The sequence below is a fragment of the Pseudobdellovibrio sp. HCB154 genome (genome assembly GCF_046267985.1).
Taxonomy (GTDB): Bacteria; Bdellovibrionota; Bdellovibrionia; order Bdellovibrionales; family Bdellovibrionaceae; genus Pseudobdellovibrio.
The window spans coordinates 945,568-959,296 of the sequence record NZ_CP176530.1; the positions used below are offsets into that span (position 1 = coordinate 945,568).

The 13,729-nt window shown below is 39.9% G+C and carries 14 protein-coding genes; 6 read left to right on the plus strand and 8 right to left on the minus strand.

Going from position 1 to position 13,729, the window contains the following annotated elements:
• Positions 1–936, minus strand: a complete 936-nt coding sequence (locus tag ACKWCF_RS04780) for a phosphatidate cytidylyltransferase (RefSeq protein WP_409479560.1) — start codon at positions 934–936, stop codon at positions 1–3.
• Entirely contained in the window at positions 929–2,269 is a 1,341-nt protein-coding gene (locus tag ACKWCF_RS04785) for a sigma-54-dependent transcriptional regulator (protein WP_409479561.1), read from the minus strand. The genes ACKWCF_RS04780 and ACKWCF_RS04785 overlap by 8 nt, the downstream gene beginning before the upstream one ends.
• Before the next feature lie 27 nt (positions 2,270–2,296).
• On the opposite strand from ACKWCF_RS04785, the gene serA reads away from it, so the two are divergent.
• Positions 2,297–3,514 (plus strand): phosphoglycerate dehydrogenase, encoded by a 1,218-nt coding sequence (gene serA / locus ACKWCF_RS04790; RefSeq protein ID WP_409479562.1) that lies wholly within the window; start codon positions 2,297–2,299, stop codon positions 3,512–3,514.
• A gap of 2 nt (positions 3,515–3,516) precedes the next feature.
• Here the strand turns inward: serA and ACKWCF_RS04795 are convergent, their stop codons facing one another.
• From ACKWCF_RS04795 to ACKWCF_RS04815, 5 genes are all read right to left on the minus strand, one after another.
• On the minus strand, positions 3,517–3,930 hold the full coding sequence (locus ACKWCF_RS04795; protein WP_409479563.1) for a hypothetical protein: 414 nt from the start codon (positions 3,928–3,930) through the stop codon (positions 3,517–3,519).
• Between the two features lie 148 nt (positions 3,931–4,078).
• Positions 4,079–5,485 (minus strand): FAD-binding oxidoreductase, encoded by a 1,407-nt coding sequence (locus ACKWCF_RS04800; RefSeq protein ID WP_409479564.1) that lies wholly within the window; start codon positions 5,483–5,485, stop codon positions 4,079–4,081.
• 34 nt (positions 5,486–5,519) lie between these two features.
• A complete protein-coding gene (locus ACKWCF_RS04805; RefSeq protein WP_409479565.1) occupies positions 5,520–5,702 on the minus strand; it encodes a DUF2892 domain-containing protein in 183 nt (60 codons plus the stop codon).
• A gap of 7 nt (positions 5,703–5,709) precedes the next feature.
• The gene (gene grxD, locus ACKWCF_RS04810) at positions 5,710–6,018 is read right to left on the minus strand and encodes a Grx4 family monothiol glutaredoxin (RefSeq protein ID WP_409479566.1); all 309 of its coding nucleotides are present in this window, start codon (positions 6,016–6,018) and stop codon (positions 5,710–5,712) included.
• Between the two features lie 15 nt (positions 6,019–6,033).
• Positions 6,034–6,273, minus strand: a complete 240-nt coding sequence (locus ACKWCF_RS04815; protein ID WP_409479567.1) for a BolA/IbaG family iron-sulfur metabolism protein — start codon at positions 6,271–6,273, stop codon at positions 6,034–6,036.
• A 4-nt stretch (positions 6,274–6,277) separates the two neighbouring features.
• Here ACKWCF_RS04815 and ACKWCF_RS04820 point away from each other — a divergent pair, with 4 nt between their 5' ends.
• On the plus strand, positions 6,278–8,086 hold the full coding sequence (locus ACKWCF_RS04820; protein WP_409479568.1) for an LTA synthase family protein: 1,809 nt from the start codon (positions 6,278–6,280) through the stop codon (positions 8,084–8,086).
• An 8-nt stretch (positions 8,087–8,094) separates the two neighbouring features.
• Positions 8,095–8,436, plus strand: coding sequence for an HNH endonuclease (locus ACKWCF_RS04825; RefSeq protein WP_409479569.1), 342 nt, complete (start codon positions 8,095–8,097; stop codon positions 8,434–8,436).
• A gap of 227 nt (positions 8,437–8,663) precedes the next feature.
• Here the strand turns inward: ACKWCF_RS04825 and ACKWCF_RS04830 are convergent, their stop codons facing one another.
• Complete coding sequence (locus ACKWCF_RS04830) at positions 8,664–9,116, minus strand: hypothetical protein (RefSeq protein ID WP_409479570.1); 453 nt, start codon at positions 9,114–9,116, stop codon at positions 8,664–8,666.
• A gap of 176 nt (positions 9,117–9,292) precedes the next feature.
• On the opposite strand from ACKWCF_RS04830, the gene ACKWCF_RS04835 reads away from it, so the two are divergent.
• The 3 genes from ACKWCF_RS04835 (at position 9,293) to ACKWCF_RS04845 (ending at position 13,708) form a co-directional block, all read left to right on the plus strand.
• Positions 9,293–10,723 (plus strand): nitronate monooxygenase, encoded by a 1,431-nt coding sequence (locus ACKWCF_RS04835; protein ID WP_409480248.1) that lies wholly within the window; start codon positions 9,293–9,295, stop codon positions 10,721–10,723.
• 162 nt (positions 10,724–10,885) lie between these two features.
• Positions 10,886–12,547 carry a DNA topoisomerase VI subunit B gene (locus tag ACKWCF_RS04840; protein ID WP_409479571.1) on the plus strand — a complete coding sequence of 554 codons (1,662 nt, stop codon included), beginning with the start codon at positions 10,886–10,888 and terminating at the stop codon, positions 12,545–12,547.
• Entirely contained in the window at positions 12,548–13,708 is a 1,161-nt protein-coding gene (locus tag ACKWCF_RS04845) for a DNA topoisomerase VI (protein ID WP_409479572.1), read from the plus strand.
• Positions 13,709–13,729: the final 21 nt, after the last annotated feature.

The following is a 13,729-nucleotide window of genomic DNA, read 5'->3' on the forward strand; positions in this document are numbered from 1 at the left end:
TTACTCCAAGCTTTTTAAAGCAAACATGACAAAGTAAAAAATCGGAGCCACAAAAATTAAACGGTCCATACGTTGTAAAAAATCACCGCGGCCTAATACAAACGGCCCTACAGTTTTTACACCCGCATCTTTACGGAATACGGCCATCACTAAATCACCAACAACGCCGCCAAATGAAGCCACAAGGCCTGAAGCTAACCAGTATTTTTCACCACGGTCTGGAAGTAAGTGGCGCATACCGTAAGCTAATAACACCGTCATAATGATTGAAACAAACGTACTCATTAAAGTACGGCGCTGAGAAATTTCTGCAAAAATCTTTGAACCTCGGAAGTAACCACTGATCGCTAAGTTTGTGTTGTCACAGAACTCAGTCAGGATAACCAGGTACATCAATTGGTAAATACCGTTTTCGTAATTTAAAAGTAAGGCTAAGTGCATGAACGACCAGCCTAAGAAGATAAATCCTAATAGCGCTAGAGAGATGTACTGAATCATATTTTTAGATTCACGTTGAATTAACGGAACTAAGCAAAGCATACCCAGCACAACCATTGGCATCGAGTTGTAAGCCACAAGATTGTCGTAATACGAACAAGCAGCTAAACCTAAAATACCCACATAGGCGATATACACAAACGGACTTCGGTGAAACATGCCCATAATCTGAAAATAAGATTTAGCGCCGGCAATCGCAAATAACGTTAAAGCAATAAAAGGAACCGGGAAGGGAAGGCCAAGAAGACCAAACATAATCGGAGCAAAGATCAGCCAGCTTTTAATCGAAGCCCAAGCCACCATCGAGTACTGATTTTTTTTGCGAAGCAAGAAATTAACAATGCCGCCTAAAAAGATAACCCCAATAACGATAAGAGCTGTTTGTTGGTAAATGGGACTTTGCCAGGCTGTAAAGTCTGACTGAATTGGGCTACTCATAAACTATTCCGTAATCTTTGATTTTTTTATATAAGCTTGATTTTGAAATCTGTAAAGACTGGCAAGCTTGGTCAATATTGTTGTTCTGTTTTAATAATAAGGTAATAAACTTTTTCTCTTGGGCGTTGATGAACTCTTCTAAGCTTTGATCAAGCTTGATCGTTTCTCCGCTTTCAGGAGCTTCAGTTTTAAAAAGTAAATGATTTACATCTTCTTTGCGCACAACCGGCAGTGGTGATGTTAAAACTAACTGTTCACACACACGTTTTAGTTCGCGAATGTTTCCTGGCCAATCGTAAGCTTGTAAAGCTTCAAAGGCTTCAGTATCAAATTGTTTGTTGCGCTTAGCTTTTTCTTTATCAAGAAAGTATTTAGCCACATCAGGAATATCTTCTTTACGTTCTTTTAACCCAGGTAAAGAAATTTTGTGGGCTGAAATTCTAAAATACAAATCTTCGCGAAATTTCTTTTCGGTAATCATTTGTTTTAAAGGTTGGTTGCTGGCAGCTACAACACGCACATCCACATTGAAAGCTTCTTTAGCGCCCACTTTTTTAACTTCGCCTGTTTCTAAGAAACGTAAAAGTTTGGCCTGTTGGCCTAATGGTAAAGCTTCGATTTCATCTAAGAATAAATCGCCACCGTTAGCAGCTTCACAAAGACCGACTTTATTTTGGTCAGCGCCTGTGAATGAACCTTTGATGTGCCCGAAAAATTCAGATTCAAATAAGTTTTCAGGAATACCAGCACAGTTGATCGTGACAAAAGGTTTAGCACCTTCTTGTTGTGATAAAAGACGTGCAACAACATCTTTACCAGTTCCTGTGTCGCCTTCGATAAGAACTGAACTGCGTTCACCTTTAAGCGAGGCAATTGTTTTACGAACTTGCTCCATTGCGGAAGAACTTCCAACAAGAGTTGTTTTTTTCTGATTTGAGTAATCGACTTGGCGTAATTGCCAGTAAGCTAAGATTTTTTCTAAAATCATAGTCACTTCGGCTGCAATTAAAGGCTTTGCTAAAAAGCGGGAAGCGCCAGATTTAATAGCCATTTCCATGTTCTGACGGTTAAGGTCTCCTGACATTGAAACGATTTCGGTCTGCGGATTTTTTTTCAGAACCTGTGCGATCACAGAAGGGCCGTCAGGTGTTTCGCCCACTTTTGAAAGAATATGCATATCCACCATGGCCGCGTGATAAAACACATGGTCGGGGATGAGTTCTGGTTTTGTAGCGATATAAACTTTAAAGCCTGCAGGTGCCATTAGCTTTACAGAATTAGCAAGCATCGCATCATCATCAACGATTAGTAAATTAAGTAAATCAGTAGACATTGCTTTATTCTATTCTAGAATAAAAGCATGTCAAAAATTAAAATTTTACTTGCTGAATCCATCCACCCCGTTGCTCAAGAAAAGCTGCAAGCTGAAGGATATGTTGTTGACTTAATCAAACATGCTCCCTCAGAAGAAGAGTACTTAAAACTTCTTCCGCAGTACCAAGTCTTAGGCATTCGTTCTAAGTCCGAATTAACAGCAAAAATTTTAAAACAAAACCCACATCTTTTGGCAGTAGGGGCTTTTTGTATCGGCACGAATCAGGTTGATTTAGCCACAGCGACTGAAGTCGGTATTCCGACGTTCAATGCGCCTCACAGTAACACGCGTTCGGTGGCTGAATTAGTTGTTGCTGAAATGATTGCGCTTTCGCGTCAGCTTTGTGATCGCAGCAGTATGGCACATCGTGGTGAGTGGGTGAAATCTGCTGATGGATCACGCGAAGTGCGCGGTAAAACTTTAGGAATTATCGGCTACGGCCATATCGGAAGCCAGTTAAGTATTTTAGCTGAAGCCATGGGGATGAGAGTTGTTTTCTATGACGTGGTTAAAAAATTACCTCTTGGAAATGCCCAACCAAAAAATAAACTGGATGAACTTTTAGCTGCGGCTGACTTTGTAAGCTTGCATGTGCCTGAAACACCAGAAACAAAAAACATGATTTCAAAAGACCAACTTTTTAAAATGAAAAAAGGAAGTTTTTTAATCAATGCTTCACGCGGAACTGTGGTGAATATTGATGATCTGGTTTTAGCCTTAAAAGAAAATCACTTAGGTGGTTGTGCGATCGACGTATTCCCGGTTGAACCAGCGTCAAATAAAGAATCTTTTAAATCTGACTTACAAAATTTAAAAAACGTTATTCTAACTCCGCATATCGGCGGTAGCACTGAAGAAGCGCAGTATGCGATCGGTCTTGAAGTGGCTGAAAGTTTTCGTAAGTTTTTACAAACGGGAACAACGGCGGGGGCTGTGAATTTTCCCAATGTAGATTTAGTCGCAAAAACAAATGTGATACGCATTATGAATGTGCATAAGAATGAGCCCGGTGTACTGGGTGAATTAAACGGTTATATCTCTGAAGCTGGCGCCAACATTCAAGCGCAGTATCTTTCAACAGATTCAAAAATCGGTTATCTGGTGGTGGATCTTGAGATGGATAAAGCAAAGCTTTCAGTGTCACAACTGATTGATAAAATCCAAAAATCGACTCGCAATATTAAAACCCATCAAGTTTTCTAAACTTATTCTGAACCATACAATTCAGTATGGTTTAGATTCGATGTACGGCTGGCCTTCACGGAAAGTTTCACGACGGTAACACAGTGAGGGCAAGTCACCTGAAAATCCTCGGTTAACACCGCTTTTCTTAATTTGATCTGATCATGGCAGTGAGGGCATTCAATTTTGCCGTGCATAACTTCAAACTTAGCTTTTTCAACCTTTAAGGCCACATAAACACCGATCAGAAAAAAGAACGGTACGAAGAACACATTGTAGACTGGAATAAAAAAGGTCAAAAAGGCAAGGCCCCAATAAATTCCTAATTTCTTAAGAACATTGGTCACCAGCTCGGCTTTAGAAATGCGATGAGCTCTGATTGCTGTGCTTTTTGTTGGATCACTGGGAGTGTAAGCGCTAACTAAAATTTGTTCCATATGTTACTCCTCCTGATAATTAATTTTATCACGAGCAGGTACATTGTCAGATTTTATATTTGTGTTGCTGCTTGGGTTTAGCGCTGTGCTCATAAGATACAGCGCTGCTCTTCATGTTGACTGAACAATAAGAAATTTAGTTTGAAACTTAGTCGATCACTTTACCAGGATTGATAATATTATCAGGATCAAACACTTTTTTGATACCCTTCATGATTTCAATCTCTGCATTTGAGCGGGTGTAATTTAAAAACGATTTTTTAGATAGTCCCACGCCGTGTTCTGCAGAAATACTTCCGTGCTGGCTTTTAACAGCTTGGAATACCAGTTCATCAACCTTACGGCATTCTTTAACGAAAACTTCTTTCGTCATACCTTCAGGGCGCAAGATGTTGATGTGTAAGTTGCCATCACCGATATGACCGAACCACACCACTTCCCAAGTAGGGTAGGCTTTTGTTAAAACTTGATCTAGCTCTTGCATAAATGCAGGAACTCTTGAAATCGCCACAGCGATATCATTTTTGTAAGGAGAGTATTTTGACAATGATTCAGAGATATCTTCACGGTAACGCCAGAAAGTTTGCGCTTGCACTTCTGATTGTGAAATCACGCCATCGATGATCATACCTTGTTCTAAGCACGATTCAAAAACGCTCATCACTTTTTCTTCAGCTTCAGCAGTCGGGCATTCAACTTCACACACGACGTAAAAGTCTGTCACTGTTTCAAACGGGCGGTGAAGATCTTCAGCCGCACTTAAAACTTTTTGCAAAGCTTTTTCAGAAAACATTTCGTACGCTTGCATGTGGCAGTGTTTTTTAAACTCAGCGTACACCTTCATCACTGAAGACATTTGATCTAACGCTAAAACTAAAACTTTTAACTCTGGCGGTTTAGGCGCAAGTTTAATCAAAGCTTCAGTGATAAAACCTAAAATACCTTCACTGCCGATGAATAAATGACGTAAATCAAGACCAGTGGCGTTTTTAACAAGGCCGTTATTCAATTCTAAAATTTCGCCTGTGCCAGTCACAACTTTTAACCCAACAACCCAGTCACGTGTTAAACCGTAACGAACAACTTTGATACCACCAGCATTGGTTGCGATGTTACCACCCATTTGTGATGATCCGCTGGCTGCGAAATCAACAGGGTAAAGTAAACCTTTTTCTGCGGCATAGTTTTGTAAGGCTTCAGTGATCATTCCTGGTTGAATGCGCACTGTTGAATCAGTTTCGTTAAATTCTAAAACTTTATTCATGCGATCAAAGCTCACAACAGCTTCGCCGTGAGTGGCACAAGCTGCACCTGATAAACCAGTACGGCCACCAGAAGGAACTAAGGCGATTTTATGTTTGCGGGCCCAGTGAACGATTTCAACCACATCAGTTGTCGATTCAGGAAATAAAATAACTGAAGCTTTGATATCGTAGTAGGTCGTCCAATCTTTTCCGTAATAACCAAGAGAATCATTATCCGTTTTGATTTGTTGCGGAGCTAGTGGAAGAGATTCTAAATTTTCGATAACATGTTGGCAGGCTTGAGTGTCCATCGTTTAATTGCTCGCTTTCTAGCGTAGACTTAAACTATCGCAAAGTTCTGATTCGAAAGAAAGAATATATTGGGCAAAGTCCCCATCCTGCTGTGGCAAGGCCATATAAACCTAGACCATAAAACCACAGCGGCCCGCCGGCAACAGCGTAGGATAAGACGAAGACAGATAATAAAAAGCGAAAGGCTCTATCCCATAGAGCCACATTACATAACATAAGCTAATTAATTTTTAAGCAAATCTTGTAATTCGCCGGCTTGGTACATTTCCATCATGATGTCAGAACCGCCGATTAATTTTTTGTTGATATAAAGTTGTGGGATAGTCGGCCAGTTGCCGTAATCTTTGATGCCTTGACGGATTTCTTCGTCTTCAAGCACGTTCACATCTTTAAATTGAACACCGATATCTTGTAAAATCGCAGTAGCACGAGCTGAGAAGCCGCACATTGGAAATTGTTGTGTGCCTTTCATGAATAAAACGATTTTGTTGTCGTTTAATAAACCGTCGATTTTTGTTTTAACGTCAGACATTGTAGTCTCCTTTATTTATTTCGTTGAAGTCTTAATTGAAAGAGCATGCACTTCGCCAGTTTTTAATTCTGGGCCAAAAGCTTTCATGACATGCTGGTGTTGTTCGATACGAGTTAAACCTTTAAAAGCTGTGCTTCTAACGGCCACTTCCCAGTGATCTGATGTGCCCGTAAGGTCAAAAACCTGAATCTCAGAATTTGGGTCAGCATCGGGATAGTGTTCTTGCAATCTTTGTTTCATCTGATCTATTGTCATAGATATGAGTGATAACAAAAATCCGACTTCGAATCAAGACACGAAGCCATGGCAAATCGCTGGCAAACTGCTGATCTTCACTATATCGCTTTTAGCTCTGTATTTAGGAATCAGAATCCTGTTTTTAGGATGGAATTTTGTACATTTTCGTGAGTTTTCTGCTTCGGAAATAGCCGTTTGTTTTCTACAAGGGTTTAGATTCGATGCCGTCGTCGTTGTACCGATGGTGTTTATCACGCTTTTGGCCTTATTAATTCCGGTAAGACTAATTCGTTTTTTAGCGCTGAACGCGATTACTTTGGGGCATGCGGCTTTAATTTTTGGTAACTTTATTGATGTCGAGTTAGTGAATTTTATGGGGCGCAGGTTTACCAAATCCAGCTTGTATTTAGCCACCGAAGGGCAGAATACAAATATGCTTCAGTACGGTTTTCTAGCGACGATCACGTTTGTTGGCTTAGCTGTATTTTTAGTGATCTGTTATAAAAACTATTTCAAAATTCACCCGCTATTATCTGCTTGTTCAGGCAAAGTGAAAGCACTTTTTGTTGTTGCTATGATTCCGCTAGTGGTGATTTTTGGGCGCGGTGGGCTTCAGTATAAACCCATTAGCTTTGTCGATGCGAAGGTATTACCTCATACATACGCACATCATTTAGTTTTAAATACAAGTTTTACCTTCTTAAAAAGCTTTGGTAAGACGGGTTTTCAGAAAGAAAAATATTTTTCAGATGCAGAAATGCGTAAGTATTTAAACCCAGCGCAAACAACTAAGCAAAACTCCGCACAAGATGCCAAAGGTTATAACCTAGTGGTGTTTATCGTTGAAAGTTTATCGAAAGAGTATCTTTCGCCAACCCGTACACCATACCTAACTGAGCTGATCAAAAAGGGCGTGTATTTTGATAAATCCTACGCGAACGGGCGCAGGTCGATCGAGGGAATTGCATCAATTTTGGCGGGTATTCCAGCGTTAATGGAAGAGCCATTTTTAAATTCAGAATTTGCGACCAATGAGTTTATGGGGCTCGGGCAGTTGTTTAAAAAACAAAAATACCGAACAAGCTTTTTTCATGGGGCAACTAACGGAACTATGCGCTTTGATGTCTTCACAAAAGCCAGTGGTTTTGATCAGTATTTTGGTAAAAATGAATACCCTGATAAAACTCAAGACGATGGTTTTTGGGGAATTTACGACGAGCCTTTTTTGCAATTTGCCTGCGAAAAAATGACAGAATTTAAATCACCATTTGCCTCAGTGGTTTTTACGTTATCTTCGCATCAGCCGTTTAAAACACCTGAATCATTTGATAAAACTTATCGTGCAGAAGCGAACGAACTTCCCATCTTAAAAACAATTAGTTACCTCGATTTATCGTTAAAAAACTTTATGGCTTGTGCGCAAAAACACGCTTGGTTTGATAAAACGATTTTTCTTTTTGTCGCTGATCATACGGGCCCTGCCATTGATGAAACGAATTCTGATTTCGAACAAAAATTTGAAATTCCCATTTTGTTTTACGCTAAAAAACCAGAAATTTTACAGGGATTAAACCCGAATCAATATGCGCAGCAAATTGATTTATTTCCGACGTTAAACGATTTGTTTCGCTTAGGTTACCTGAATACCAACCACCTAGCGCGAACGCTGTATAATCAAGGCCCTAAGACGATAGCGCTGTATTCTGATCAAACCTATCAGCTTGTGGGTGATACTGAAAAAACTGAGAATCATCTAAAAGCGATTAAACAGTACTTCAGCGAAGGGCTCTATGATAATCGCTTGTATTTTCCGCAAGTCAAAGGTAACTAAAAAACTCTATGTCTGATTACGGCGATTATTTCACTCCGGCCTCGGAGTCGCATCAAAAAATTGAAAAAGCGAAAGCGCGTGAAATGCGTAAATCCAGCTGGTGGAAACAACAGCTGGGTAAAGGCCTTTGTTATCACTGCGAACAGAAGTTTAAAGCCGAAGACTTAACAATGGATCACTTAATTCCCATCGCCCGCGGTGGAAAAACCGATAAAAAAAACTGCGTTGTTTCTTGCAAAGAGTGCAATACAAAAAAAGGCTATAAAACAAGAGCTGAAATAGCGATGGAAGAATTAGCGGCGAAGAGCGCAAGCGTCGAAGACTCAGCCGACGATCAAAACGAAGAATAATTAGGCCTTGAAAATGCAAAAAGCGAGACTGCTTACGCCATCTCGCTTTTAGTGACTTCTAGATCCTCCCCAGAAAGGAGAATCCGGATGCCGAATTTCATACAACTAATGAAGTATCGTCAGAAACGGGTGACTGTTAAAGAGATTCTAAGTCTAGTTTTTAGAATACTTGTTATTCTCGAAAAGATTTTGAGCCTAAATCGAATGGCGATAAGCGCTTATTTGAATTATCTAAACGCGCGATGAAGCTTTGTTTTTGTCGTGCAAGATTTCGTTCCATCGGGATGATCGACGCAGGTTTTTTCTTCCTGATAGTCGGCAGACTGGCTTTGGTAATGGCCATTAGAAAGATCATTTAAATCACCGCTCACACCACGACCTGGCCCCAAACCCTTGCTGGACGGGGGATTCGTGACATGAAAAAGAACAACTAAGACTAAAGAGAATGCAAAAATTGCAACAATCGGAATAATATGCGCTTTAAAATTCACTTCTTTAGGTTTTAATAAATCGGAATATTTCGCATCCAAAGCCATCACTTCGCGTGAATTGTCGGGCTGGCTCAAAGGTAAATTCTGTTTTTGCGCAGGAGGATTATAGCTCGGACGCGTCGGAAATTGTTGAGCTTTTTGGGGTCCTGCAACCAACTGATTTTTTGTTTTTGAATCGACCTTCGACATGGCTCCTTTATCGGTAGAGACGAGTACAGTCTTGAATGTCTTATTTTGATGCACTTAGAAAGACGTGAAAGCTGCATACGTGCATAAATATGTAAAACAATTCATTTGTAATTACAGAGGGCATTCACTAAATTACTTTGATGCAAAACACACTAGATCAAACAAGGAAACATCCAATGCAAATTGAACATCCGGTTATTATTCAAGGTGGAATGGGCATTGCGGTTTCTGATTGGAAACTTGCAAAGTCGGTTTCGCAAACGGGCCAATTAGGTGTCGTTTCTGGAACAGCCATCAATTCAGTTCTTGTCAGACGTCTTCAAGATGGTGATGTTGAAGGTAACACTCGTCGTGCTTTAAAAGCTTTTCCTTCGCAAGAAATTGCGAACAAAATTTTAGAAACATATTTTATCGAAGGTGGAAAGCCCGCAGATAAACCGTACAAACGTGCACCGATGTATTCAATCAATTCTCCGAAAGCCTTGTTACAATTAACAGTGGCTGCGTGCTTTGTTGAAGTCTGGTTAGCGCGTGAAGGCCATAACGGAAAAGTGGGTTTAAATCTTTTAGAAAAAATCCAATTACCGAACTTAGCTTGTCTTTACGGCGCTTTATTAGCTGATGTTGATTACGTGATTATGGGCGCCGGAATTCCGCGTGAAATTCCAGGGGCTTTAGATCTGTTAAGCCAAAACCAAACAGCCACATTAAAAATTCCTGTGATGGGAATGGAAGGTGATGCTGTGATGTCGTTTAACCCACAAGACGTGATGGAAAACACACCGCTTGTTCCGTTAAAACGTCCATTCTTTTTTCCCATCGTTTCATCAGCTGTCCTTGCAAATAACTTAAAAAAGAAATCTACAGGCCGTGTAGATGGTTTTATTGTTGAAGGCCCTTTGGCCGGTGGTCACAACGCTCCTCCGCGTGGGCCAATGAAATTAAATGAACGTGGCGAGCCAATCTATGGTGAGCGCGATGCGGTTGATCTGGCTGATATGAAAGCGTTAGAGCTGCCATTCTGGATGGCCGGTTACTACGCGACACCTGAAAAATTAAAAGAAGTTCAAGCACAAGGCGCCCATGGCGTTCAAGTCGGAACTTTATTCGCATTCTCTGATGAATCAGGTGTTAAGCTTGAACATCGTGAAAAAGCGATTGCAGAAATTATCTCTAAACCAGCTCCAGAGGGTGGTTGGATTTTCACTGATCCAAGGTCATCTCCTACAAATTTTCCGTTTAAAGCGGCTCGTTTACCAGGAACTGTTTCAGAAGAAGCTTTATATTTACAGCGCCAACGTATCTGTGACTTAGGTTATTTACGTCATGCTTACAAAAAAGATGACGGAACCATCGGTCAGCGTTGCCCAGCAGAGCCAGTTAAAGACTACGTTAAAAAAGGCGGTCTTGAAGAGGACACTGTGGGCAGAAAATGTTTATGTAATGCTTTAATGGCTGACGTAGGCATGGGGCAAATCCAAGCTAACGGACAAGCGGAATTACCGCTTTTAACGGCTGGCGATGATCTAAATAACATCGTTCGCATGATTAAACCGGGCCAAAAATCTTATTCCGCGAAAGATGTGATCCAATATCTTCTCGCTTAAACTGACATCAAATTTAGGGGTTTTCTCGTTTAAAACGGCGGCAAAACCCTATCTTACGCTACGCGCAATATACTTTCTTAGCCCAAAGGCTTGCTTTTTTGTCTTAAAAACCCCTTCAATAATGGGTGATATACGTAGTTTAAGTTATTGAAAGGCCTTATTTTGAGCAAAATTACGAAAAGTAGTACGGCAGAATATTTCGCAAAAAACCTTCAACAAGTAGGGTTTTCTTCGCCTTTAAAAGCGGTTTTAACGACCCTTAAAGAAGCGGTTGATAACTCATTAGATGCTTGTGAAGGTGCTAAAATCCTTCCTGAATTAGAAATTGAAGTAAAAAAAGTAGGTGTTGGATCTACTAAAAACACTGATTTAATCAAGATTGTTGTTGAAGATAACGGTCCTGGTATCGATGGCGATGATTTAGCTAAGGTATTCGGTGAATATTTAGCCTCATCTAAATTCGGTCGCGGACAATGTTCTCGTGGTCAACAAGGTATCGGTATTTCGGCAGCCACGACATGGGCGCAAATGACCAATGCTAAAGGTGTTCAGGTTATTTCTAAGACTAAAAATATGCGTAAAGCTGTGAGTGCACAGGTTGACGTAGATATTAAAACAAACACAGGTATTTTACGTAATAAAGAGACGTTAGATTGGAAAAAAACTAACGGAACTCGTGTTGAATTCCTGATGGATGGCCGTATCCAAATGAATGGTGACGGTGGTCTATTAACGTATATCGATGGTACGGTATTAGTTAATCCGCACTTAACTGTTACTCATAAAATGGGTGATAACGAAAAAACGACAGTTGAGCGTGTTTCAAATGAATCGCCGCAAATTCCAGAAGCGACTTTACCGCATCCTCATACGTTTAAATTAGGTGAGTTTATCACTCACTCTCATTTATACGGAAAAATCAGTCTTTCTAAGTTCTTAAAAACAGGTTTTTCTCGTATTTCTGATCAATCGATCAAAGATTTCGTTAAAAACGGTATGCCAAAAGCTCTCGTTGAAAAAACAATTACAACGATGAACGAAGAAGATTTCAAAAAGGTTTTCACAGCGGTTCAAGCCACTGAATTAATGGCTCCATCGACAAAATCAGTTCTTACTGTAGGTGAAGACGCTTTATCTAAATCAATTAATCGCTTAGGCGAAGTAGATTTCTTCTCAGTTATGACAAGAAAACCTACGATTTGTGACTTTAAACCGGTGGTTGTAGAAGTCGCTTTAGCACGTTTTATTAACCGTGGAGCTGAAGGTGAACCTGTTCAGTTATTACGTTTTGCCAATCGTGTTCCGTTACAATTTGATAAATCAGGTTGTGCGATCACTTGGGCGATTGAATCAGTAAACTGGAAATCTTACGGTTTAACTCAACCAAAAGATTCATTACCGCAAGGTCCTTACGTATTCGCGGTTTCAATCGTGTCTCCATTTATTAAATTTAAAAATGCGTCGAAAGAAACAATCGATGCTTCTGATGAATTGGTTGAAGAGATTCGCCGTGCTTTAATGCAAGCGGGTCAAAAACTTTCACGTCATATCAAACATGAAATGAAAGAGGCTGATTTAGAAAGAAAATTAGCTCATATCGAGCAATTCGGTCCGATCTTAGTTGAAAAACTAGTTTCAATTTCTGGAGCGAATGCTTCAAGAAAGAAAAAAGCCGAAGAAGGATTACGTAAAATTTTAGGACGTGATTCTGATGATGCAGCAAGTGCGCTTGAAGATGCACAAAACAAATTAGCGGCTCAAAAACAAAAAGAAGCTAAAAAACTTGGAACAGCAGATGATGCTGATAAAGGTTCAGGTCTGTAGATGTCATTACTTAAAGTTCGTGAATTAAAATTAGATATTCCTAAAGAAGCTAAAGTTTTAGCTGAAAGAATGCTTTCTGATTTAGAAAAATCAAAAAGACCTTACTTAGAAGCGGTAAAAACTTCTTTAGATAACTCAAATTACAATGCCAAAGTGGGTTACTTAACTCCGGGTGATAAAGTAGTTCGTACAGAATTAAACGTATCATCAGTGCAAAAACTTGCGCGTGTTGTTTTCATGCTTGAATTATTACTTCGCAATTTAGATATTGGCGCAGTCAATACGAAGCGTGAATTGTACTACATGTGTAAAGGTGTGATTAAAGGTGATTCTAGATACAAACCTTTAGATTTCGAAGATCAGGATGAATCTGATTCGATCATCGATTTTATCGGTGATATGTTAGAAGTTTACCGTGAAGAATTAAACTGCTTTGCCAATGACCGTGGTGGACAAACTTACTCACAACAACTAGTTGTGACTGAGACATTACCGGACGGGGATAAAGCCGTAGTTGATTTATCAACTTTAGGTACAACGCCATTCCAACCAAAAAATAAACCGCAATCTTTAAAACTTAAAGCTAAGAAAAAAATCGATTTCTGCTTAGTGGTAGAGTCAGAAGGTACGGCGAATACCTTACAAACAATGGGTTTCACTAAACGTAACAACTGTATCTTGATGGGTGCTCAAGGGGTTCCATCAAATGGTGTGCGTGGTTGGTGTAAATTAATCGAAGCGCAATTAGATGTTCCGATGTACTTCTTCGGGGATCTGGATGCGTACACGATGCAAAATATCTTCAGAACACTTAAAGCCGGTTCAGCAGCATCTCTTATCCGTAACGGTGACTTCTCAGCACCGAACGTAAGATTCTTAGGCGTGTTGCCGGGTGACGTGAAAAAATATGATCTTCCTCACTACAAAGTGAAAGAATCTGATCCAGCTGAAGCGCGCGCTCTTAAAAAAGCGAAAGATGCTTTAGAGAATGATCCGTTCTTCCGTGATAAAAAGAATAAAGATTTATCTGATATCTTAAAATGGTTAATCAAAGAAAAGATCCGTTGCGAGCAACAATCTTACTTCTCTGTTGATCCAAAAGATCCAATTAAAACTGAGAAAATCATCTTAGAAAAAATTAAACGCGGCGATTACGTATAATTCGCGAAAAGCAAAAAGCCA